Source organism: Pseudomonadota bacterium (assembly GCA_039028935.1).
Taxonomy (GTDB): domain Bacteria; phylum Pseudomonadota; class Gammaproteobacteria; order Steroidobacterales; family SZUA-146; genus SZUA-146.
Window position 1 is genome coordinate 114,483 of the sequence record JBCCHD010000006.1, and the last position, 20,090, is coordinate 134,572.

General features: G+C 56.5%; 22 protein-coding genes. 9 read left to right on the forward strand and 13 right to left on the reverse strand.

Features of this window, described 5'->3' with window-relative positions:
• Positions 1–6 precede the first annotated feature (6 nt).
• Positions 7–1,716: an ATPase, T2SS/T4P/T4SS family gene (locus tag AAF465_04850; GenBank protein ID MEM7082038.1), complete on the reverse strand. Its 1,710-nt coding sequence runs from the start codon at positions 1,714–1,716 to the stop codon at positions 7–9.
• Between the two features lie 18 nt (positions 1,717–1,734).
• Complete coding sequence (locus tag AAF465_04855) at positions 1,735–2,319, reverse strand: prepilin-type N-terminal cleavage/methylation domain-containing protein (GenBank protein ID MEM7082039.1); 585 nt, start codon at positions 2,317–2,319, stop codon at positions 1,735–1,737.
• A 453-nt stretch (positions 2,320–2,772) separates the two neighbouring features.
• On the opposite strand from AAF465_04855, the gene AAF465_04860 reads away from it, so the two are divergent.
• Together AAF465_04860 and AAF465_04865 are read left to right on the forward strand one after the other, a co-directional pair.
• Positions 2,773–4,425: an acetolactate synthase large subunit gene (locus AAF465_04860; protein MEM7082040.1), complete on the forward strand. Its 1,653-nt coding sequence runs from the start codon at positions 2,773–2,775 to the stop codon at positions 4,423–4,425.
• Positions 4,413–5,846 (forward strand): aldehyde dehydrogenase family protein, encoded by a 1,434-nt coding sequence (locus AAF465_04865; protein ID MEM7082041.1) that lies wholly within the window; start codon positions 4,413–4,415, stop codon positions 5,844–5,846. The genes AAF465_04860 and AAF465_04865 overlap by 13 nt, the downstream gene beginning before the upstream one ends.
• Here the strand turns inward: AAF465_04865 and AAF465_04870 are convergent, their stop codons facing one another.
• Positions 5,847–6,779: a hypothetical protein gene (locus AAF465_04870; protein MEM7082042.1), complete on the reverse strand. Its 933-nt coding sequence runs from the start codon at positions 6,777–6,779 to the stop codon at positions 5,847–5,849. It abuts the gene before it with no gap.
• A 339-nt stretch (positions 6,780–7,118) separates the two neighbouring features.
• Between AAF465_04870 and AAF465_04875 the strand changes: the two genes are divergently transcribed.
• Genes AAF465_04875 through AAF465_04885 form a run of 3 tightly spaced genes read left to right on the forward strand, consistent with a single transcriptional unit; the run spans position 7,119 to position 9,839 of the window.
• Positions 7,119–8,000 (forward strand): ABC transporter substrate-binding protein, encoded by an 882-nt coding sequence (locus AAF465_04875; protein ID MEM7082043.1) that lies wholly within the window; start codon positions 7,119–7,121, stop codon positions 7,998–8,000.
• Positions 7,990–9,090 carry an iron ABC transporter permease gene (locus AAF465_04880; GenBank protein MEM7082044.1) on the forward strand — a complete coding sequence of 367 codons (1,101 nt, stop codon included), beginning with the start codon at positions 7,990–7,992 and terminating at the stop codon, positions 9,088–9,090. Before AAF465_04875 ends, AAF465_04880 begins: the two co-directional genes overlap by 11 nt.
• Positions 9,091–9,101: 11 nt before the next feature.
• A complete protein-coding gene (locus tag AAF465_04885) occupies positions 9,102–9,839 on the forward strand; it encodes a heme ABC transporter ATP-binding protein (protein MEM7082045.1) in 738 nt (245 codons plus the stop codon).
• 30 nt (positions 9,840–9,869) lie between these two features.
• Here AAF465_04885 and hutX read toward each other — a convergent pair whose 3' ends face one another.
• Together hutX and AAF465_04895 are read right to left on the reverse strand one after the other, a co-directional pair.
• Complete coding sequence (gene hutX, locus AAF465_04890) at positions 9,870–10,382, reverse strand: heme utilization cystosolic carrier protein HutX (protein MEM7082046.1); 513 nt, start codon at positions 10,380–10,382, stop codon at positions 9,870–9,872.
• 23 nt (positions 10,383–10,405) lie between these two features.
• Positions 10,406–10,729: an antibiotic biosynthesis monooxygenase gene (locus tag AAF465_04895; GenBank protein ID MEM7082047.1), complete on the reverse strand. Its 324-nt coding sequence runs from the start codon at positions 10,727–10,729 to the stop codon at positions 10,406–10,408.
• A 303-nt stretch (positions 10,730–11,032) separates the two neighbouring features.
• Between AAF465_04895 and AAF465_04900 the strand changes: the two genes are divergently transcribed.
• Positions 11,033–11,452, forward strand: a complete 420-nt coding sequence (locus AAF465_04900; protein ID MEM7082048.1) for a DUF4174 domain-containing protein — start codon at positions 11,033–11,035, stop codon at positions 11,450–11,452.
• A 44-nt stretch (positions 11,453–11,496) separates the two neighbouring features.
• Here AAF465_04900 and AAF465_04905 read toward each other — a convergent pair whose 3' ends face one another.
• The 7 genes from AAF465_04905 to AAF465_04935 form a co-directional block, all read right to left on the reverse strand.
• Positions 11,497–11,730 carry a hypothetical protein gene (locus AAF465_04905; protein MEM7082049.1) on the reverse strand — a complete coding sequence of 78 codons (234 nt, stop codon included), beginning with the start codon at positions 11,728–11,730 and terminating at the stop codon, positions 11,497–11,499.
• Between the two features lie 94 nt (positions 11,731–11,824).
• The gene (gene nqrF / locus AAF465_04910) at positions 11,825–13,045 is read right to left on the reverse strand and encodes an NADH:ubiquinone reductase (Na(+)-transporting) subunit F (GenBank protein MEM7082050.1); all 1,221 of its coding nucleotides are present in this window, start codon (positions 13,043–13,045) and stop codon (positions 11,825–11,827) included.
• An 11-nt stretch (positions 13,046–13,056) separates the two neighbouring features.
• Complete coding sequence (nqrE, locus tag AAF465_04915) at positions 13,057–13,671, reverse strand: NADH:ubiquinone reductase (Na(+)-transporting) subunit E (GenBank protein ID MEM7082051.1); 615 nt, start codon at positions 13,669–13,671, stop codon at positions 13,057–13,059.
• A 15-nt stretch (positions 13,672–13,686) separates the two neighbouring features.
• On the reverse strand, positions 13,687–14,340 hold the full coding sequence (locus AAF465_04920) for an NADH:ubiquinone reductase (Na(+)-transporting) subunit D (GenBank protein ID MEM7082052.1): 654 nt from the start codon (positions 14,338–14,340) through the stop codon (positions 13,687–13,689).
• Positions 14,340–15,158 carry a Na(+)-translocating NADH-quinone reductase subunit C gene (locus AAF465_04925; GenBank protein MEM7082053.1) on the reverse strand — a complete coding sequence of 273 codons (819 nt, stop codon included), beginning with the start codon at positions 15,156–15,158 and terminating at the stop codon, positions 14,340–14,342. Before AAF465_04925 ends, AAF465_04920 begins: the two co-directional genes overlap by 1 nt.
• Complete coding sequence (locus tag AAF465_04930) at positions 15,151–16,350, reverse strand: NADH:ubiquinone reductase (Na(+)-transporting) subunit B (GenBank protein ID MEM7082054.1); 1,200 nt, start codon at positions 16,348–16,350, stop codon at positions 15,151–15,153. Before AAF465_04930 ends, AAF465_04925 begins: the two co-directional genes overlap by 8 nt.
• A gap of 2 nt (positions 16,351–16,352) precedes the next feature.
• Positions 16,353–17,699 (reverse strand): Na(+)-translocating NADH-quinone reductase subunit A, encoded by a 1,347-nt coding sequence (locus AAF465_04935; GenBank protein MEM7082055.1) that lies wholly within the window; start codon positions 17,697–17,699, stop codon positions 16,353–16,355.
• Between the two features lie 116 nt (positions 17,700–17,815).
• Here AAF465_04935 and AAF465_04940 point away from each other — a divergent pair, with 116 nt between their 5' ends.
• Positions 17,816–18,904 carry an FAD:protein FMN transferase gene (locus AAF465_04940; protein ID MEM7082056.1) on the forward strand — a complete coding sequence of 363 codons (1,089 nt, stop codon included), beginning with the start codon at positions 17,816–17,818 and terminating at the stop codon, positions 18,902–18,904.
• A gap of 15 nt (positions 18,905–18,919) precedes the next feature.
• Positions 18,920–19,132, forward strand: a complete 213-nt coding sequence (nqrM, locus tag AAF465_04945; GenBank protein MEM7082057.1) for a (Na+)-NQR maturation NqrM — start codon at positions 18,920–18,922, stop codon at positions 19,130–19,132.
• Positions 19,133–19,229: 97 nt separating this feature from the next.
• Here nqrM and AAF465_04950 read toward each other — a convergent pair whose 3' ends face one another.
• Positions 19,230–19,409 (reverse strand): hypothetical protein, encoded by a 180-nt coding sequence (locus AAF465_04950; protein ID MEM7082058.1) that lies wholly within the window; start codon positions 19,407–19,409, stop codon positions 19,230–19,232.
• A gap of 85 nt (positions 19,410–19,494) precedes the next feature.
• Here AAF465_04950 and AAF465_04955 point away from each other — a divergent pair, with 85 nt between their 5' ends.
• Positions 19,495–20,019 carry a CBS domain-containing protein gene (locus AAF465_04955; protein ID MEM7082059.1) on the forward strand — a complete coding sequence of 175 codons (525 nt, stop codon included), beginning with the start codon at positions 19,495–19,497 and terminating at the stop codon, positions 20,017–20,019.
• Positions 20,020–20,090: the final 71 nt, after the last annotated feature.

The following is a 20,090-nucleotide window of genomic DNA, read 5'->3' on the forward strand; positions in this document are numbered from 1 at the left end:
GCAAGGCTACCTCACTACTCTGAGCACTTCTTCGAGCGTGGTGGTCCCTGCTTTCGCTTTGAGTATGCCGTCATCGAACATGCTGACCATGCCAGTTGACCGCGCGAGCTCCGCAATTTCGGTGCTGGATGCACCATGAATAATAGGACCATGGAAGCGCTCATCCACCGTCAGTATTTCGTAAATGACCTGACGCCCCTTAAACCCGCTGTGATTGCAGTCTGGACAACCTTCGCCTCTATACAAGGTGGTCGACTGATCAAAGTGGGCCTGCAAATCCAGCTTTTCGATGAGCGCGTCGCTATCGGTTACTTCCGTTTTACACGACGGACAAATGCGTCTCACCAGCCGTTGGGCGAGAATCGCCGACAGCGACGGCGGCAACATATACCGATCGACACCCATATCGATCAGACGTGGAATCACGCCGACCGCATCATTCGTATGTAAAGTCGACAACACCAAGTGCCCCGTGAGCGCTGCTCGCGCCGCGAGCTGAGCCGTTTCCACATCGCGAATCTCGCCGATGAGAATGACGTCGGGATCCTGTCGCAGCAACGCGCGCAAACCACTTGCAAAGTCCATCCCAACTTCAGGCTTTACCTGCGTCTGACGGATTTTATTAAGCGAATATTCAATCGGATCTTCCAGCGTGAACACACTGCGATCATTGGCATCGATAAGCCCGAGTGCGGTGTAGAGCGTGGTCGTCTTACCACTACCGGTCGGACCGGTCACCAGGATCATGCCATACGGCTGCTCCACCAATTTTTGGACCCGCTGTGTGTCGACCTCGGAGAATCCCAACGCCGGCATGGCCAGCACAACACCGGTTTGATCGAGAATACGCAGAACAATGCTCTCTCCTGCATTGATCGGCAGCGTCGACACCCTAAGATCGACTTTATTCTGACCAAACAAAAAGCGGATTCGCCCATCTTGAGGAATGCGCTTCTCGGTAATGTCCAAATTGGCCAGCAGCTTAATCCGTGCGGTTAACGAGGGCTGAATCGCTTTGGGAATCAGCACTTCCTGTCGCAAGATACCGTCAATGCGCATGCGAACTCGAACAATTTTCTCATCGGGTTCGACATGGATATCGGTCGCGCTTTTTTTGATCCCGAGTGCGATCAATTGATCAACCAGTCGCACTAACGGCGATTCACTGGACGCCTCTTCCTCATCGGGCAACGATCCGTTGCGCATGATGAGATCGATCGTATCTTCAATGGAACGGCCACGCGCGTAATGACGCGCGACCGCCTCGAGAATGTGCCCCTCCGGCGCGGTCACCACATTGATGGCGAAGCCGGTTTCCCGCTCGAGATGGTCGATGGCAACCACATCAAACGCGTCCGCCACGGCCGCGGTCAGCAGACCATTTTTCACTTCAATCGGAATGAGTTTGAACCGCTTGGCGGTTTCGAAGCTCACCAACGCTAGGACATCTTCATCGATCACCGCATGACGCACATCCACGACTTCGGTATGTGCCTCACTGGCGACCGTCTGCGTGATGACCTCCGCAGAGACAAAACCCAACTCGATGAGAACCTCACCGAGCAGTCGACCACTGCGGCGTTGTTCACGTAGCGCTAAGTCCAGCTGCGCTTCATTAATCAGTCCCGCGGCGAGTAGCTTTGCCCCAAGTGTCTTGCGGGGTGCCTTAGACGCATTCGCCTTCGGCGCTGAAACGGTCTCTGCAGTTGCATTCATATCGGCGCGACAACGGCATTAATTTCGAGTTAGGTAAATAATCAAACTGGAGTTGCTATTACCGTTCGCACCCAGCCGCTTAACGCGACCGGCCCGATTCCATGCCGCCGTTCCGCTATCGACATCACCGTCATTATCCAGCAGATCACTGATCATGCGCGCTTCCGTTGCGCTCACGTTATCGACGCGAAGCACCGCGACACCCGCGGTATCGACATTGCCATCACCGTCTAGATCAAACTGGTAATTCGCGTTTGCGGTAGAAATCACCGAGCGGAAGCCGCCGTCGCGAAACGGATTGTCGAACTCCTTCTCGATATACGGACCGTCCCAGCCACCCACCGGGTTCGATGAAGAATTGGACATCAGCATGCGACGGCCATCGCGTTGGTCGGTCGGAATGTGCACAGGAAAGAGACCTGTATCCTCATAGTAACGCGCGACCGCTGTGCGCATCACGTTAACGTCTTCCACAAACGCCGTAACTTTCGCATTCCGCATTGAATCGAAAATCATCGGGGTTGCCATTGAGGCCAAAATGGCAATAACGGCAACCACGCCAATCATCTCCATGAGCGTGAAACCTAATTGTCTGTTTTTCATTGATACTTCTCCGAGCCAGATGGTGTTTCGTACCCCTTTTGTATCGTCATCCGAATGCAAAAACTTTAGCCTGACTCGGCATATTCGTGTTGAGTAAGTGCAGGCTCGCTGAGCTTTTGTGATCTCAATCACAGTTCACGGCGTCGTACCGTTTCGGCAAGCCGCCGTAAGCGTCTGAATTACTGATAAGGACGAGCTTAACCGCACGATCCAGTCTCGATGCTCATCGGTTTTGTTCTCAGGGAAAACACTCAGACTGAGGTAACCAGTATTCGATTAAGTAAGAGATCAACGTGATTGCCGCATTCCGTGTTTGTTCAGTGAATTCCTTAGATTGCGGTCGAACCACCGAACAACGCGGAGGAGCCGAATGGTCTAAGATGAAGCCCGTGTGAAATATTCGTCAACACGTAACGGTCATTCCGGTAATCATTAGCCTTATGAGGGGGAAACATGAAAGCCTCGGATCTGTTCGTCAATTGTTTAGAAGAAGAAGGTATCGAGTACATTTTTGGCGTTCCCGGCGAAGAAAACGCCGATTTCATGGTGTCGCTGGAACAGTCAAAGCAGATCACGTTTGTGCTCACCCGACATGAGCAGGGCGCAGCGTTTATGGCCGAAATCTACGGTCGACTCACGGGCAATCCAGCCGGCGCCCTCGGCACGCTGGGTCCCGGTGCGACCAACCTCGTAACTGGCGTTGCCGATTCGAACATGGATCGAGCGCCCATGCTGGTACTGACCGGCCAGGGCTCGACCGACCGGCTTCACAAAGAGTCTCATCAAATCATGGATGTTGTGAGCATGTTCAGACCCGTGACCAAATGGGCAACCACGGTATTTAATCCCAACACCATCCCGGAAATCGTTCGAAAATCAGTGAGACTGGCGCGCACCGAAAAACCGGGCGCCGTCCACATTGAGCTCCCCGAGGACGTGGCGACCCAAGACACGACGGCCACGCCACTGTCACCGCGTCGTTTTCGTCGCTCTGTGCCGGACGACAAGATCGTCGATCGCGCGTTTGCGCAATTGTGCCACGCCAAACGCCCGGTCATATTGGCCGGTAATGGCTGCATACGACGACGCGCGAGTAAGCAGTTACGCCTGCTCTGTGAAAAGACCGGAATCGGTGTCATTAGCACATTCATGGCGAAGGGCTGCGTGGATATGGACGCGGAGTATTGCCTGTACACGGTCGGACTGGGTGCAAAAGACCGCATTTCCAAAGCGATTGACGATGCGGATCTGGTGCTCACGATTGGGTTTGACATGGTCGAGTATCACCCCAATCTATGGAACGCGGATCGCACCAAGCAGATTCTGCACATCGATTTTCTGCCCGCTGAAATCGACGAATGTTACCTACCGGAAGTTGAGCTTGTCGGCGACGTGGCCCACGCGCTTTGGATGCTCAACGAGCGCTTTTCTCACACGGACGTACCGGCTTACGACTTCGCGCTCCAGCGACGCTGTCGCGCGCGTATGCAAACCGATTTTGCCGAGTACAAAGACGATGACACCGTCGGTGCGATTCGGCCTCAGAAGGCCCTTTGGGACGCACGCCAAGTGATGGGTCCGCACGATATCCTTCTATCGGATGTGGGTGCACACAAAATGTGGATCGCGCGTCACTACCAGTGCCATGAGCCGAACACGTGTCTGATACCCAATGGTTTTTGTTCGATGGGTTTCGCTCTACCCGGCGCGATCGCTGCAAGCCTCGTACATCCTGATCGACGCATTCTCGGTATCGCCGGCGATGCGGGTTTCTTGATGAACGTGCAAGAAATGGAAACGGCGGCCCGTCTAAACAGCAATATCGTCATGATGGTGTGGGAAGACAATGCCTATGGTTTGATTGCCTGGAAACAAGAAACGCATTTTGGCCATCACACCGATTTAGCCTTTGGTAACCCCGACTGGACGCTGTTGGCACAGTCGTTTGGCTGGCAAGGACACCACGTTGAGCGCTCGGCCGATTTAGCCGCTGCGCTTGAAACCGCTTTCAACGAGGACGGTCCCAGTCTGGTGGTGATTCCGATCGACTATCGCGAGAATCAATTGCTCACGAAAAAACTGGGGGAGATCCAGTGCGCGATTTAATGCTCGAGACTGCTCGCGCGGCGGCCGGTGAGCTTGTGGTGCTGTCGCCCTATGACGGACGCGTGCTGGATTCATTGGCGACCGCCGATGCACATCATGTCGACGATGCCTTAAGCGCGGCACAGGCGTTATATCGTGATCGCGACGGCTGGCTATCGGTTCCACAACGTATCGACATTTTGCACGCGGCGGCCGAGCGAATGGCGCAAGAACTGGAGCCATTGACTTTGCTCGCCGCAAGCGAAGGTGGCAAACCGTACAACGATTCGAAAGTAGAAGTACTTCGCGCCATAGACGGAATGCGTTTATGCGCGGAGACGCTGCGCAGTGAACCGGGCAAGGTTATCCCCCTTGGTACAACGCCCGCCACCACCGGTCGGGTTGGTTTTACGCAAAAGGAACCGATCGGTGTAGTCGTGGCGGTGAGCGCCTTTAATCATCCGCTGAATCTCATCGTGCACCAGGTTGGACCTGCCGTCGCGAGCGGCTGCCCAGTCATCGTCAAACCGGCCGACGACACCCCTTTATCCTGCGTGCGTTTGGTCGAGATTCTGCGGCAAGCCGGATTACCCGATGCATGGTGTCAGGTGTTGATCGCCCACGACATTGCCACCGCCGAATCACTGGTCACCGATGCGCGCGTCGCGTTTTTTAGTTTCATCGGCAGCGCCAGGGTCGGTTGGTCACTGCGTGCCAAACTCGCGCCGGGTACGCGGTGTGCGCTGGAGCACGGTGGCGTTGCGCCCTTGGTGCTCGCCGCACCGTTTCAATTCGATCCGGCCATTGAAGCGATTGCGAAAGGTGGTTTTTACCACGCCGGACAGGTCTGCGTGTCGGTACAGCGCGTATTGGTACCAACATCACAGCTCGACGCGGTGACAGCCGCTCTGGTCGCCCGAGCGAACGCATTGACGGTCGGCGCGCCCGAGCACGCTGATACCGATGTTGGCCCGCTTATTCGTGCCGCTGAAGTGACGCGCATCGATGCATGGGTGCAAGAGGCGATTGCTGACGGGGCAATTTGCTTGTGCGGTGGCAAGCCGCTCGATTTTCACTGCTATGCGCCAACCGTACTACTCAACCCACCCCTCGACGCCAAAGTGAGCACCGACGAGGTGTTTGGCCCAGTGATTTGCGTCTATGGTTATGACGACCTCGAGGACGCTATCGCTCAGGCAAATGCGTTACCGGTATCGTTCCAGGCGGCCGTGTTTTGTGACGACATCGACACCGTTACCCATTTGTATACGCATTTGGACGCGTCCGCCGTTATGGTCAACGATCACAGCGCGTTTCGAGACGATGCCATGCCGTTTGCCGGCCTGCGTGTGTCCGGATTGGGCGTCGGGGGCATTCCCTACACAATGCACGACATGCAAATCGACAAAATGCTGGTGATCAAATCCGCGGGCTTACGCTAGTCACTCCCCGGTCGGGTCCGCAATGCGCTCCGTTGAGACGATCAGTTCGTCGTACCAGGTGTACGCATCGGCGTGTTGCTGCGTGCGATCCTTACCAGTTAAATACGGCAGTAGCCACACTTTGCCGTAACGAGCCTGAGGCTGCGTATTGGCCAGATCAACCGTGGTTTTAAGCACTCGTCGCGACGGCTGACCTTCACGTGCCGCCCATAGTTCAACCACACTGTCTTGGGCGTAGCGCTTGTCGTTTTGGTACCAGGTGCCAATCTTGACGTGCACCTGAAACGTCATCCATTCGTCGGCCACATAGGGCACCGCGCGTCGGCCGACGATTTCCGCCGACTGACCGTCCTTGCCTCGACAACTGTGATACATCGCCGGTGCGCCGTGTTTATGATGCACAACTAACTCAAGCTGCGTACACGATCGGGCGTTGACGCCCGGACGGTCACCCTCCCCAATCACTACCTGCTTCCACGTGTCGAATGGGCGATATCGATTGCTCAAAAATGCCGACGAAAAACGCTGACGCCACTGCACGAAGAACTCGTCACCTTCGTCAAACTGAACGGACAAATCGTCCGAAAAATTGGCGTAGAATTGACCGCCGTAGCCAGCGCCCGTACCCGACGGCATAGCAAACCGTAAACTCGTGTCACCACTCGCCGCCACCGCCTCATCCAGCGTGACACGATCCTGCAGATTTGCCGACGGTGGGTAACCATTGACGAATACGCCAACGCGCGCGTCCGATCGTCCCCACTGAATCACACCCGCTTGACCGAGCTCATGCCGCTCAAACGCCACACATCGCACGACAGCCGGATGAGAACATCGTGCAGCAAACGACGCCACCTCGACCGGCAGCGGTTCGTCTAGCGTCGCACAGCCGGCGAGCGCCGAGGTCAAAACCAGAAGCCGGGCAAAGAACATAATGACTCCCAAACAACGTCACACTGTGGCCAGACGCCACTGAGGCCATCATAGCCGCGTGCGCGAGGCGATGCACATGTGTACGGGACACGCCGCGCGAATAGCGAGGTGACGTTATTTAACCTGTGTGCGCTTGAGATCGAGCGTCGGTGACGCTACGATTGCTGCCAGAATCAAACGCCGTCTGGGACACGTGCCCGGCTACGCCACGACAGCCTCTCTTTTGGATTCCCGACCTCCCGGGACATCCGCGTCCGCGCCAGGCCACTCTGACAAGCTAACGTTCCCGCCGCCGTCTGATTCCACTCGGGCGAACAGACTTTATTGGAGCAACTCAACGTGAAACTGCCTATCAAGCCCCTCGTCGCCTTCCTTCTCGTCGCGATGACGTTCAGCCAATCTGCCACCGCACAAGAACGGGTTGTGTCGATTGGCGGTGACGTCACCGAGATAATTTATGCGCTGGGCGAAAGTGATCGCCTTGTCGCCGTCGATTCGACCAGCCTCTACCCACCCGATGCGCTCGCGCGCCCGAAGGTGGGCTACGTGCGCCAGCTCTCGGCAGAAGGCGTGCTGTCGGTGGAACCGGACCTCATAGTTATCAGTGGCGCTGCAGGTCCTGAGCCCGTGTTGGTACAAATTCGCGAAACGGGCGTTGACATGCTCGAAATGGAAACCGAGTACACAATCGACTCGATTTTCACCAAAATTGAACGCATTGCGGCGGTGCTCGACGTCGAAGAAAAAGGCCTCGCTCTTAAACAAAAAATTGCTGCCGACTGGGCAGAAGCAGAGTCAAAAATCGACGCGCTGGCGATGCGACCGGTTGTTTTGTTTTTCTCTACCGTGCGCGACGGCACGCCCACGGCCGCGGGCACCGACACCGCGGCCCACGCCGTCATCGAACTCATTGGCGGAACCAACCCCTTTGACCAGCAAATTGGATACAAACCGCTCTCTTTCGAATCGGCGGTGGTGGCCGACCCCGACGTGATTCTGATCATGGATCATGTGCTCAAGCGCATGGGCGGTCTTGAAAAAGTGGCTAGCCACCCGGCGTTGGCCCTGACGAGTGCCGCAAAAAACGGCATGATCATCGGCGTCGATGCTCCGCCGGTCATGCAATTCAGTCCGCGCACACCCGGCGCAGTCGCCAAGCTCGCGGCCGAAATTAGCGCTAAGCTGCCCGCGCCTGAGAATGCGCCGACAGATGGCGAGTGATTCGGCTCCAGTCGACGCGACCACCCAACTGAATGCCCGTCGCGCCCGCCGCGGCACCACCGTGCTCGCGGTCAGCGCCGTGCTGGCATTAATCGGTGCGATACTCGAAATTATCATTGGGCCACTCGACATCAGTGGCGATGACATGCTCGCGGTGCTACGCGGTTATGTCGGCTGGGACGGCGCACACGAGGTGTCGGCCGTAAAGGTTGGTGTGATCGAAAACATCCGCGCACCTCGAGCCCTGCTGGCCGCATTGGTCGGCGCGACGTTGGGAACCGCCGGCGCGGTCATGCAAGGCTTTTTTCGCAATCCGCTGGCGGATCCTGGCCTCATCGGCGTGTCCTCGGGCGGAGCACTCGCAGCCGTGGCGGTCATCGTGCTCGGCGGTACCGTTATGCAGTCGGTGCTGATTGGCTTTGGGTCGTTTGCGCTACCGATCGTCGCGTTTATGGGATCGCTGGCCACCGTCGCGCTCATTTATCAGTTGTCGATCATCGATCGACGCGTGATCGTAGCGACGATGTTGTTGGCCGGGGTGGCCGCGAATGCACTGGCGTTTTCGGGCATCGGGTACTTGACCTTTCTCGCCGATGACACCCAATTGCGCGATCTCACGTTCTGGACATTGGGATCGCTAGGCGGCGCCATATGGGAACGGGTCCTTCCCGCTGGCGCGCTGATGGTGGTTGCACTGGTGGGTCTGTTATCCCTGACCCGTCCAATGAATGCACTGCTACTGGGCGAAGCCGACGCCTCAAATTTGGGCGTCAATGTCGAGGGGGTCAAACGCCGCGCGGCATTTTTCACCGCGCTCGGCGTCGGTTCGGCTACCGCCGTCTGCGGCGTGGTCAACTTCGTTGGATTGGTTATCCCCCACCTTGTGCGCCTCATGACCGGTCCCGATCACAAATTCGTGTTACCAGGGTCCGCGGTATTGGGGGCGGCACTGGTCTTGTTTTCCGATTTGATTACACGTGTCTCGGTAGCACCTGCCGAATTACCGCTAGGCGTGGTCACCGCGGCCATTGGCGCACCGTTTTTCTTTTGGTTATTGGTGCGCGACAAGCGCCGGGGCGAACTGGGATGACGGCGGCCCTTTTGAACGCAAGTGTTATACGCACGGGCCGCGCCATTCTCGACGGCGTCAGCGCGGAATGCCAAGCGGGCACCTTCACCGCATTATGCGGTCCCAACGGCGCCGGCAAAACCACCGCTCTTCGGGTGATGACCGGAAGCCTTAAACCCGACCAAGGCGAAGCGCGCATTGACGATGAACGCGTGCAGAAAATCGAGCGCGGCGACCTCGCGCGACGTCGCGCGGTGGTATCGCAAGCCAGTGCGCTCAACTTTCCGTTTCAGGTGTATGAGGTGGTCACGATGGGTCGCGCGCCGCATTTCGGCACGCCCTGGCAACGGTTCGATGAGAAAGTGGTGTCGCAAGCAATGCAGGCAATGGATGTGTTCGATCTTGCGGAACGCAATTACCTCACGTTGTCAGGCGGCGAGCGAAAACGCGTGGACATCGCACGAGCGCTTGCCCAAGTATGGGATGCGCCCGACAATGAGCGCTCTCGTTGGCTTTTTTTGGATGAACCAACCGGGGCGCTCGATCTGAAACATCAAATCAAACTCATGCAGCGGCTGACCGATCTGGCCAGTGGCGGCATCGGCATTGTGGCGGTGCTGCACGACCTGCATCTTGTGCAACAGTACGCCGATCGCGTGTGGCTGTTTAATTCGGGAAAACTGATTGAAAACGGCGCGGCGCGTTCCGTGTTAACGCCCAATAAGATCCAACACACGTTCGATCTTGACGCACCTTTTTCGCTTGATTAACACGGCGTGGAGCGGCCGCCGCTGGCTGTGCTAGCCCGCGGCCAGGCGTTCGCGAAACTGTTCGAACTGAGTGATTTGCGCCGGAATTAATTCACGCTGGTCATCCCGCCGCACAAACACCTTGAAGATGCTTTCACCATGGTGATCATAAAACACCACCGACAATGAACGTCGACCATTAAAAGTACGATCAACGCACGCTAAATAGCCACAGGCGTCCTCTTTGAGGTGACCACCAAACGGCGTATCGCCATGAAAGTTCAAAAAACCCCGGCCACTTGTCGCCGGCGGTAGCGGCGACACGACCTCCGCGACTAAGCTGGGCGATTGAACGATAATCATCACTTCGCCCCAGGCGCTGAGTTGATCCAGCAAGTCGGCGAGGGGTGGATCTCGAACGATCAATCGCTCGGACGCCGGCAAGAGCTCCAGTACGCGAAACGTCGGCACATCATGCTCGCGTGCAATCCATTCCAACACGCCACCGCCGTCGGCGAGGCGCGCGGCGATGGTCTCCGCTTGAGCGTCCGTCAGCGTTTGCATCGTTCGATTCCTACGCTTGTGTGTTAGGCGCTGGCGCCGATTTTTTCCATTACCGGCTCAAAACCCTCGAACTCCGGATGACCCAGGTAAAGGCCCCCGTGCTCACCGGCGTTCTTGTGGGCGGCCCGAAACGCTTCGGATTTGGTCCACGCAACGAATGCGTCTTCCGACTGCCAGATCGTGTGAGACGCATAGAGTGTGTATTCGTCTTTTTCAGGGCCCTTGAGGAGTCGAAACTCTTGAAAACCCGGTACGTCATCCAATCGCGAGTCGCGCGACTTCCAGACGGTTTCAAAATCGATTTCCCGGCCTTTAGCGATGCGGAAACGGTTCATGGCGATATACATGCAATAAGCCCTCTGTGTTCTTTTTCCAGCCGTAGACTGGACCGGAGTGCGGCGATCAGCACAATTGCCGCGGCGACTGTCGAGAATAGCACATCGGGTCCGTTTCGTAATAAACCGCATTGACGCCGATGTCACGGGCGACACCGCAAGCTTGTTGCCTATGAACCGCTCTCTATTCACCACTCTTTGGCCGCGACACAGACGACAATGATCCGCTTTTTCTCCACGACGCGAGACGCGTGCGACGAGACTCGACCTACTCAGCCAACGACGCCGAGCCTCATCCGTCCTCGCTGGTGGCCAATGCGGGTTCTCGCGCTTCTGACCGGCGCACTGCTCACTGGCCCATTGGCGAGCAACGCCTCACCACTTGAGGCACTGGAATGGAAACACCGCGTCATTTTGATCGACGCGGATCGACTCGGTCACGATCCGTCCGCTGTGTTACTCGACGAGCAACGGGCGATCGATGAGCGCCATATCGTGTGGCTAATTCTGATCGACGAGCAAATCAAATCGAATGCGCAGGATTCACTGCCGGCGCTGAGCGCTAGCGCTTTGCGATCATTTTATTTCGATTCAATCCGCGACGCGGTGATTCTGATCGGCAAAGATGGCGGCATCAAGCAATCAAGCCCGTCACTGGAAACGCTCGCGCTCTATGAGATCATCGATCGGATGCCCATGCGACGATACGAACGCCGTCAGCAGTCTTCCCCCTGAACTGGCGGCGACATCGCGGGTAGACGATGGCCGGCGCGGGACGACTACTCGTGAATACTGAGCAATATCTGGATATCGCGGCGCGACAGATCCTTGAGCAATAAATAGTCTTCTTCATGCAGGCCATCGCGGGCTTGGATGCTCGCTTCGATTTTTGTCGCAATGTCGATCGTCGACAAGTAATAAAACGACGGATCAGCGCCGGCAAGCTTACCCACGATACCATCAAGCAAGCGTCGACGTTTCGACTGCTTAAGGTCTTTGCGTTTGTCTTCCATGGATTACTCGCTCAAGGCCACACAGAGCGCATCGAGTACTGAACACGCACGCAAACGGCGCTGACCTTGCCTGCATTACGCGCCGCCACTCTAATTAGCCGCCAAAGTCATCGAGCATGATGTCTTCGCGGTCAACACCGAGTTCGAGCAGCATGTTGATCACCGACTTATTCATGATGGGCGGACCGCACATGTAGTATTCGCAATCTTCAGGCGCTGGATGGTTTTTGAGATATTCTTCAAAGAGTACGTTGTGAATAAACCCAGTGTAGCCATTCCAATCATCTTCAGGCAGCGCATCCGACAGCGCAACGTGCCACTCAAAATTTTCGTTCTCCGCCTGCAGCGTATCGAAGTCTTCAACGTAAAACATCTCGCGCTTTGAACGCGCGCCGTACCAAAAACTGATCTTGCGTTTCGCATTCAGTCGCTTGAGTTGATCGAAGATATGGCTGCGCATGGGCGCCATACCCGCACCGCCGCCCACGAACACCATCTCCTTGTCCGTATCGCGAGCGAAAAATTCGCCGAAAGGCCCTGAAATCGTCACTTTGTCGCCGGGCTTTAAGTTGTAGATAAACGAAGACATCTGTCCTGGGGGAATGCCCTCACTGCCCGGCGGCGGCGTCGCAATGCGCACATTGAGCATCACCATGCCTCTCTCCTCCGGATAATTGGCCATTGAGTAGGCGCGTTCAATCGGCACGGTGACGGTCGACGAGTGATCCCAAAGGCTGAAGCGATCCCAGTCCTCGCGATACTCTTCCCCCACCGCGAAGTCTTTGTACGCCACGGTATGCGGAGGTGCCGCGATCTGGATATAGCCACCCGCACGGAAATTCACGTCCTCGCCCTCAGGTAGCTTTAGGACGAGGGCTTTGATGAACGTCGCAACATTCTCATTGGACGCGACTTCGCATTCCCATTTCTTTACACCGAAGACTTCCTCCGGCACTTCGATCTGCATGTTTTGTTTGACGGCCACTTGACAAGACAGTCGATCACCCGATGCCGCTTCGCGTTTGGTGATGTGGCTTTGCTCCGTGGGCAAAATCGAACCGCCGCCCTCGTGAATCTTGACGCGGCACTGTGCACACGTCCCGCCGCCACCACACGCCGATGGCACAAACAGTTTCTGCTCCGCTAACGTTTGCAGCAGTTTCCCACCCGCCGGAACCGATATGGTTTTTTCACCATTGATCGTAATGTCTACGTCACCGGTCGATACGAGTTTGGAACGCGCCGCCAAAATAATGGTGACCAACGTGATCACAATCAGCGTAAAGAGGAACACACCAAGAGAGAGCGTGAGCATTGCGATTCAACCTAAAGCTTGATGCCGCCAAACGACATGAATGCGAGCGCCATCAGGCCCGCGCTAATAAACGTGATACCAAGACCCTGTAGTCCGTCTGGTACATCCGAGTACTTGAGCTTCTCGCGCACTCCCGCCATCGCGGTGATCGCGAGTGCCCAACCAAAGCCCGACGACGCACCATAGGTAATCGACTCGGCCAAGTTGTAGTCGCGCTCCACCATAAACAGCGACCCACCCAAAATGGCGCAGTTCACTGTGATCAGCGGCAGAAACACGCCAAGTGCGTTGTAGAGCGGCGGAAAGTACTTATCGAGCACCATCTCAAGAATCTGCACCAGTGCAGCGATTACACCGATGTAAGAAATCAAACCCAAGAACGTTAGATCGACCTCGGCGAAGTCGGGCCCGACCCACGTCAATGCGCCTGGCTTAAGCAAGTAGTTGAGAATCAAATTGTTCGCAGGCACGGTAATGGTTTGCACAATCATCACCGAAATACCCAGGCCGAGCGCCGTTTCGATCTTCTTGGAGACCGCGATAAACGTGCACATTCCAAGAAAAAACGCGAGCGCGAGGTTTTCGACAAAGATGGCTTTTACGGCAATGGCAAACAGATTGTCCATGGTTCGACCCTTCCGCTAGTGCGGATCCATGACCTGAATTTTAAATTCGCGCGGTTCGACCTGTTTGGGCTTCCAGGCACGGATCGCCCAAATCAGGAGGCCGATAACAAAAAACGCCGAGGGCGGAAGCAATAGAAGTCCGTTTGGCACATACCAGCCGCCGTTGTTTACCGACGGCAAAATAGTGGCGCCAAATAACGTACCCGCACCAAACAGCTCTCGAATCGCGCCAACGGTCATCAAAATCAAACCATAGCCCAGACCATTTCCAACCCCATCAAGAAATGAAGCAAATGGCGGATTCTTCATGGCGAAGGCTTCGGCGCGCCCCATCACGATACAGTTAGTAATGATGAGTCCAACAAACACCGACAGCGTTTTGGATATGTCGTAAGCAAACGCTTTTAGAAACTGATCGACCATGATCACCAGCGATGCGATCACCACCATTTGCACGATGATGCGAATGGAGCCTGGAATTTGACGTCGAATCATCGAGATGAACATCGACGAAAAGCCGCACACAACGGTCACCGCGAGCGACATGACAAACGCCACCTTGAGTGACGACGTGACGGCGAGCGCCGAACAAATACCCAATACTTGTAGCGCAATCGGATTGTTGTCGACCATCGGATCGACCAAGAGCTCTCTGCGTGTTTGCGCCATCAGATGGCTCCTTGTTTGAGTCGTTCAAGAAAGGGGGAATAGCCAGACGCGCCAAGCCAAAAGCGCACCAGGTTATCGATCCCCACCGAAGTCAACGTAGCGCCCGACAAGCCATCCACATGGTAGTCGTCGCCCGCCTCGGGCGGCGTTTTGGCAACCGTGATGGCCATGTCGCCGTTGCCATCAAAGATTTTCTTACCCTGCCACTGCGCTTTCCATGCCGGATTGTCGACCTCGGCTCCAAGACCGGGTGTTTCGCCATGCTCATAAAACTGCAGACCAAAAATATCGTTGCCGTTGGCCTCTACCGCCACAAACCCGTAAAGCGTCGACCACAGCCCATAGCCGTGAATGGGTAATACCACCTTATCGACACCGCCCTCGTCATTGCGCAGAACATACACAGTGCGATAGCGAGACTGACGACCAATCGACGCGGGGTCTTCAGTCAGCTCCACCGACAGCGCCGGATCATCGCTGGCGGCGCGGTCATCAAACGTAGCCGGATCAAAATCGCTTGAGAACTGACCGGTTTCTAGTTCCAGCACGTGCGGTTCAAACGCGCTAAAGGCCTCGGCAACGTCATCGCCGGGCTGATAAACACCCGCCACCTGCAGCACGTTAATCTGCTTATCTCGTAATTTGTTGGCCTCTTGCATGGGCCGCAGCGCGACCGCGATCGACGACACCATGAGTGAGGCAACCAAGCAGAGCATAACGGCGACAAACACCGTTTTGCCCACATGATCAGGCGGCAACGCCAAAAATCGACCGATCGGTCCTTTACGCGGCGTTTGAGAAGAGGATTCATTAGACATGTCGACGAGCTCTTCGGCGAATATTCGCTTGAACAACAAAATGATCAATGAGTGGTGCAAACACGTTGCCGAACAAGATCGCCAACATCATGCCTTCGGGGAACGCGGGATTCACCACGCGGATCAGCACCACCATGAAACCGATGAGCGCCCCATAAATCCAGCGCCCCAAATTGGTGTGCGCACCCGATACCGGTTCGGTCACCATGAACACCAATCCAAAGGCATAGCCACCGACAACCAAGTGCCAATACCAGGGCATGGAAAACATAGGATTGGTATCGGAACCAATCACATTGAGCGCGGTGGAGAACGCCGCCATACCGAGCAAGCAACCCAGAACCATGCGGTAGTTCGCGATTCTCGTTACCAATAAAAAGACGAGGCCAATCAAACACGCGAGAGTTGAGGTCTCACCAATGCAACCTTGAATTGTGCCGAAGAAGGCATCGAACCACGTCACACCGTAACCGCCGAGCGCCTCATGGCCCTCCGCAGCAGACACCGCTAGTGTCGTCGCGCCAGAAAAGCCATCCACCGGTGTCCAAATGGTGTTACCCGACATGTAGGCCGGATAGGCAAAATACAAAAATGCCCGACCGGTCAAAGCCGGATTCAAAAAGTTCTTACCGGTGCCGCCAAAGACTTCTTTACCGATCACGACACCAAACATGATGCCCAACGCCACCTGCCACAATGGCACATCGGGGGGCATGATCAAGGTGTACAGCATAGACGTGACAAGGAAACCCTCATTCACCTCGTGGCCGCGCACGGTGGCAAAAATAACCTCGCATATGCCGCCCGCTATGAGTGTCGTGATGTAGATGGGCAGGAAGTACAACAATCCGTGGGCCATGTTGGCCAGTGGATTGTTGTAATTAAATCCGATGCCAAGCGCCTCAATAATCCAGGCACGCCATCCGGAGGCGCCATACACTTCGATCGCCATATTGGTTTGCAAACCGACGTTATAAAGACCGAACAAAATCGCCGGAATCGTTGAGATCACGACATACGTCATGATGCGCTTCATATCGATATGCGAGCGGGCATGCGGCGCGACGGTCGTGACGGTTTTGGGCGTGTAAACGAAACTCTCCACCATCTCGTAAAGTGGAAAGAATCGCTCCCATTTGCCGCCCTTCGTAAACGACAGCTCAATGCGGTCAAAAAATGCGCGAAGCCCCATCGTTATCCTTCCTTCTCAATTCTCGTCAGACAATCGCGCAAGGCGAGGCCGTACTCGTACTTGGCCGGACACGCAAACCCCGCCAGCGCGACATCTTCCTCATCGAGCTCAAGCGCGCCGAGCGCCTGCGCGACGTCGGTGTCCATCACCAACAGCGCGCGCAATAATTGTGTCGGCAAGAAATCCTGCGGCATAAGCTCTTCAAATGTTCCAAGCGGCACCATGGCGCGACGACCACCATTCAGATTAGAGGTAAGTGGAAAGCGTTTCTTCGACAACGCCGAACCCAGCACCGGTTGCACGGCATATTTTGACGGCATTGGACGAATCCACCCCAGCACATTTTGCTGGCGATCTTCTTCAATAACCGTAATCTGCTGCGCGTACCGCCCCAGATACTGTGCTTCACCATCACGCGAGGCGCGTCCACTGAGCACCGAACCCGAAATCAGGCGCGTCGAAACACTGTCGTCATACTCCCCCCGCAACACGTCTCGCAGCGACGCACCCGCCAACGTACGAATCAGACGCGGTGACTTAACCAACGGTCCGCCCAGTGCGACCACCCGTTCGGCGCGCAGTGTCCCCGTGGTCAACAGATGACCGATGGCGATGACGTCTTGATAGCCGACCGTCCAGACTGGGTGTTCAGCCGACGGCGGATGCAGAAAATGAATGTGGGTGCCGGCCAACCCAGCCGGGTGCGGGCCTGAAAAACCGACCGGCGTTACGCCGGGCGCATCGCCGCCTGGCAATCGTTCGCCAGGCGCTTGGCACAGATAGGTGGGCACGTCATACAGTGCCGCCACCGCGTGAAGACCCCGCGCGAAGGCATCGGCACCCGACTCGATGGCGATCGTCGGATCGGGGGCGAGGGGCTCAGTGTCGAGCGCCGTGACAAACAGCGCGGCTGGTCGACTGGCGGGATCCGGGACTTTGGAATAGGGCCGGGTCCGAAATGACGACCACAGACCAGCGGCACAGAGTTTCTCGATCACACCGGCGGATGTGTTGTCGTTACCCACACGGTCAAAACGCAACGGCTCGGGCGCGGTGTCGTCCCGTTCGACCACCACACTAACCAAGCGCCGCCGGAAACCGCGATTGATCTGAGCGATCCGACCGCTGATCGGCGTCGTGACCGGCGCAGTCGGCGTGTCCTTGTGCGCGAAAATCGGCGCGCCCGCGCCGACCCGATCCCCCTCTTCCACCGCGAGTCGCGGCTTGAGGCCAAGGTAATCATCGCCCAGCAAACCGACCGCGCGAACGTCTGGCGCTGTCTTAAGTTGCTGTATCGGCTGGCCTTCTATGGGTAGATCGAGTCCCCGCTTTAGGTGATACTCTTTCATGGTCTTGGGCTTCCGAGCCTTGGCTGGAATGAGTCTCTCACTGAGGTCGAGGCTGGATTTTCCGGCCTCCAAGGCTGGCCGTCAACCTTGTCTGACCAACGGCGTTTTACACACTCATGTTCGAATTTTATAACCCGCGATTTTGGTGTCTTTTCCTAGCGATAATTGTGCTTGGCGGTACGCTTTCGTGCGGTTCGCCCGCCGAGCACTTAACGCTAAATGGCCAAACCATGGGCACGACGTACCACGTGTCAATCGCCAACGCGCCGCGCGGGCTCAGCGCGCGTGAAGTCGGTGAGGCGGTCGAGGACACGCTGTCTCAGGTAAATTCGCAATTTTCTAACTGGCTGCCCGATTCGGACGTATCGCGCTTCAATCGCCATGCCTCAACCGACCCCTTTACGCTCTCCGATGCGTTTCACGACCTGCTCGACATCGCCGACGAGGTGCATAGCGCCAGTGACGGTTATTTCGATCTTACGCTAGCGCCCGTGGTTGAGCTGTGGGGTTTTGGTCCCGAGGCACGTGACAAGGAAGCGCCTACCGCGCACGCCATCGAGCAGGCGCGTCTGTTGACTGGGCAGAAACGCGTGCTACGTCGCGACCGGCGCGCACAGACGCTGACGAAAATGACCCCCTCCGTCTCTCTAAACGTGGCGTCGATCGCCAAAGGCGCCGGCATCGACGCGCTCGCTCAACAGTTTATCCATTTGGGGCTAACCGATTTTATGATCGAAATCGGTGGCGATTTGCGCGTGGTGGGTCTCGGTCCACGCGGCACGCCGTGGCGTATCGGTATCGAAACGCCCGCGGCATCACGAGCCGTCTCGGATATCGTGACAATATCGAACCGTAGTATGGCGACATCTGGCGATTATCGGAACTATTTCGACGAAGATGGCGTGCGTTACTCGCACATACTTGACGCAACAACCGGACGCCCGATCACCCACTCGACCGCCTCGGTGACGGTATTGGCCGACACAGCCGCGCGCGCGGACGCCTGGGCCACCGCGTTGCTGGCGGCCGGTCGCAAACGCGGTGTTATGATCGCTGAACAGCAAGGCATTGCCGCGCTCTTTCTCGATCGGACCATCGCCGTCGACGCCGAAGCGCCCGCGCGCCCGGCGAACACCGACCATGCGCCCATCGCTTTCGAACGGTATACTACGCGCGCGTTCGACGAACTGGCGGCGAACGATTGACGAGACGGTATTGTGATCACCACCTACGTACTGACATTTGGCCTGATGCTGCTCATCCTTATCGGCATGGCATTGGGCGTTCTTCTGAACGGCCGCACCATCAAGGGCAGCTGCGGCGGACTCAACGCCGTGGCGGGGGCCGACAAGTGTCTGGTGTGCAAAAAACCCATTGATCCTGACAGTCCACTGCGTGATCGGCTCCACTGCCCGCGCGCTAACTCGAACTAAGTAATTTATTTAAAATCATAAGTTTATTGTTCTTTTGCAATATCTTACATGAGCTTGTGCGCCGCGTAGCCATCCTGCATACGGCCGGTGGTCACCATTAAGCCGACAGCGGCACCAACCCCAATATTGCAAAACCCAGAAACGCGACACTGCCCCACACCCAGAGCCCCGTTCGAGACCCATCGGCCTTCCAAACGCGCCGATATTGATAGCCCGCGAGCACCGTGATGATGAAGATCGCCACGGCGACAGGTGGCGACAGTCCAGTATCGATCATAGGTTCCAACACTTTTCGGATGAATCTGAAGTCGGTACAGTAACCGAAGACGAGATCATTCGCTTATTCTGTCGGGAGAATCAACGTGCGTGCACCTACCAACTATGCCGGCCCGCGTCGGGAAGAAGAAAAAGAATCGACCATGAGCCAATCACCGGCCAGCAGCCTGTCTCAGGGACCGGCGACGGTGAAGCACATACTCGAGTCAAAGGGCAACGCGATCTATTCCGTCAGCCGCGACGATTCGATGAACAAAGCCGTCGAATTGATGAGCGAAAAACGAATCGGCGCCCTGTTGGTGATCGACGATAATGGTCGCCTTGAGGGCATCCTGTCGGAACGCGACATTGTGCGCAAACTCGCCGAGATTCCCGGCCATGTGCTCAAACAAAAAGTCGATGCGCTAATGACCACGCGCGTGCAATCGTGCTCACCCAATCATCAACTCTTGGAGGTTCTGAAAGTGATGACCGAGGGGCGTTTTCGCCACATGCCAGTGATGGAAAACGATCACCTGCTCGGCATTATCACGATCGGCGATGTGGTGCATCAACGTCTGGGCGAACTGGAACACGAAGCGATCAAGATGAAACAGATGATCGTCGGTTGAGATGCGCACGATTCGGGTCTGACAACGCGCGTCCATATCCATGTCGTCTGCGCCGCGCAGCGCGACGGCTC

Excerpts from the sequence above, each read along its gene's own strand:
- AAF465_04895 (MEM7082047.1), bottom strand. The coding sequence starts at position 10,729 with ATGTATATCGCCATGAACCGTTTCCGCATCGCTAAAGGCCGGGAAATC.
- AAF465_04905 (MEM7082049.1), bottom strand. The coding sequence starts at position 11,730 with ATGGAAGACAAACGCAAAGACCTTAAGCAGTCGAAACGTCGACGCTTG.
- AAF465_04900 (MEM7082048.1), top strand. The coding sequence starts at position 11,033 with ATGCGGGTTCTCGCGCTTCTGACCGGCGCACTGCTCACTGGCCCATTG.
- AAF465_04920 (MEM7082052.1), bottom strand. The coding sequence starts at position 14,340 with ATGGCGCAAACACGCAGAGAGCTCTTGGTCGATCCGATGGTCGACAAC.
- AAF465_04870 (MEM7082042.1), bottom strand. The coding sequence starts at position 6,779 with ATGTTCTTTGCCCGGCTTCTGGTTTTGACCTCGGCGCTCGCCGGCTGT.
- AAF465_04950 (MEM7082058.1), bottom strand. The coding sequence starts at position 19,409 with ATGATCGATACTGGACTGTCGCCACCTGTCGCCGTGGCGATCTTCATC.
- AAF465_04925 (MEM7082053.1), bottom strand. The coding sequence starts at position 15,158 with ATGTCTAATGAATCCTCTTCTCAAACGCCGCGTAAAGGACCGATCGGT.
- AAF465_04855 (MEM7082039.1), bottom strand. The coding sequence starts at position 2,319 with ATGAAAAACAGACAATTAGGTTTCACGCTCATGGAGATGATTGGCGTG.
- nqrE (MEM7082051.1), bottom strand. The coding sequence starts at position 13,671 with ATGGACAATCTGTTTGCCATTGCCGTAAAAGCCATCTTTGTCGAAAAC.
- AAF465_04940 (MEM7082056.1), top strand. The coding sequence starts at position 17,816 with ATGTTCGAATTTTATAACCCGCGATTTTGGTGTCTTTTCCTAGCGATA.
- nqrF (MEM7082050.1), bottom strand. The coding sequence starts at position 13,045 with ATGCTCACGCTCTCTCTTGGTGTGTTCCTCTTTACGCTGATTGTGATC.
- AAF465_04880 (MEM7082044.1), top strand. The coding sequence starts at position 7,990 with ATGGCGAGTGATTCGGCTCCAGTCGACGCGACCACCCAACTGAATGCC.
- hutX (MEM7082046.1), bottom strand. The coding sequence starts at position 10,382 with ATGCAAACGCTGACGGACGCTCAAGCGGAGACCATCGCCGCGCGCCTC.
- AAF465_04935 (MEM7082055.1), bottom strand. The coding sequence starts at position 17,699 with ATGAAAGAGTATCACCTAAAGCGGGGACTCGATCTACCCATAGAAGGC.
- AAF465_04860 (MEM7082040.1), top strand. The coding sequence starts at position 2,773 with ATGAAAGCCTCGGATCTGTTCGTCAATTGTTTAGAAGAAGAAGGTATC.
- AAF465_04850 (MEM7082038.1), bottom strand. The coding sequence starts at position 1,716 with ATGAATGCAACTGCAGAGACCGTTTCAGCGCCGAAGGCGAATGCGTCT.
- AAF465_04930 (MEM7082054.1), bottom strand. The coding sequence starts at position 16,350 with ATGGGGCTTCGCGCATTTTTTGACCGCATTGAGCTGTCGTTTACGAAG.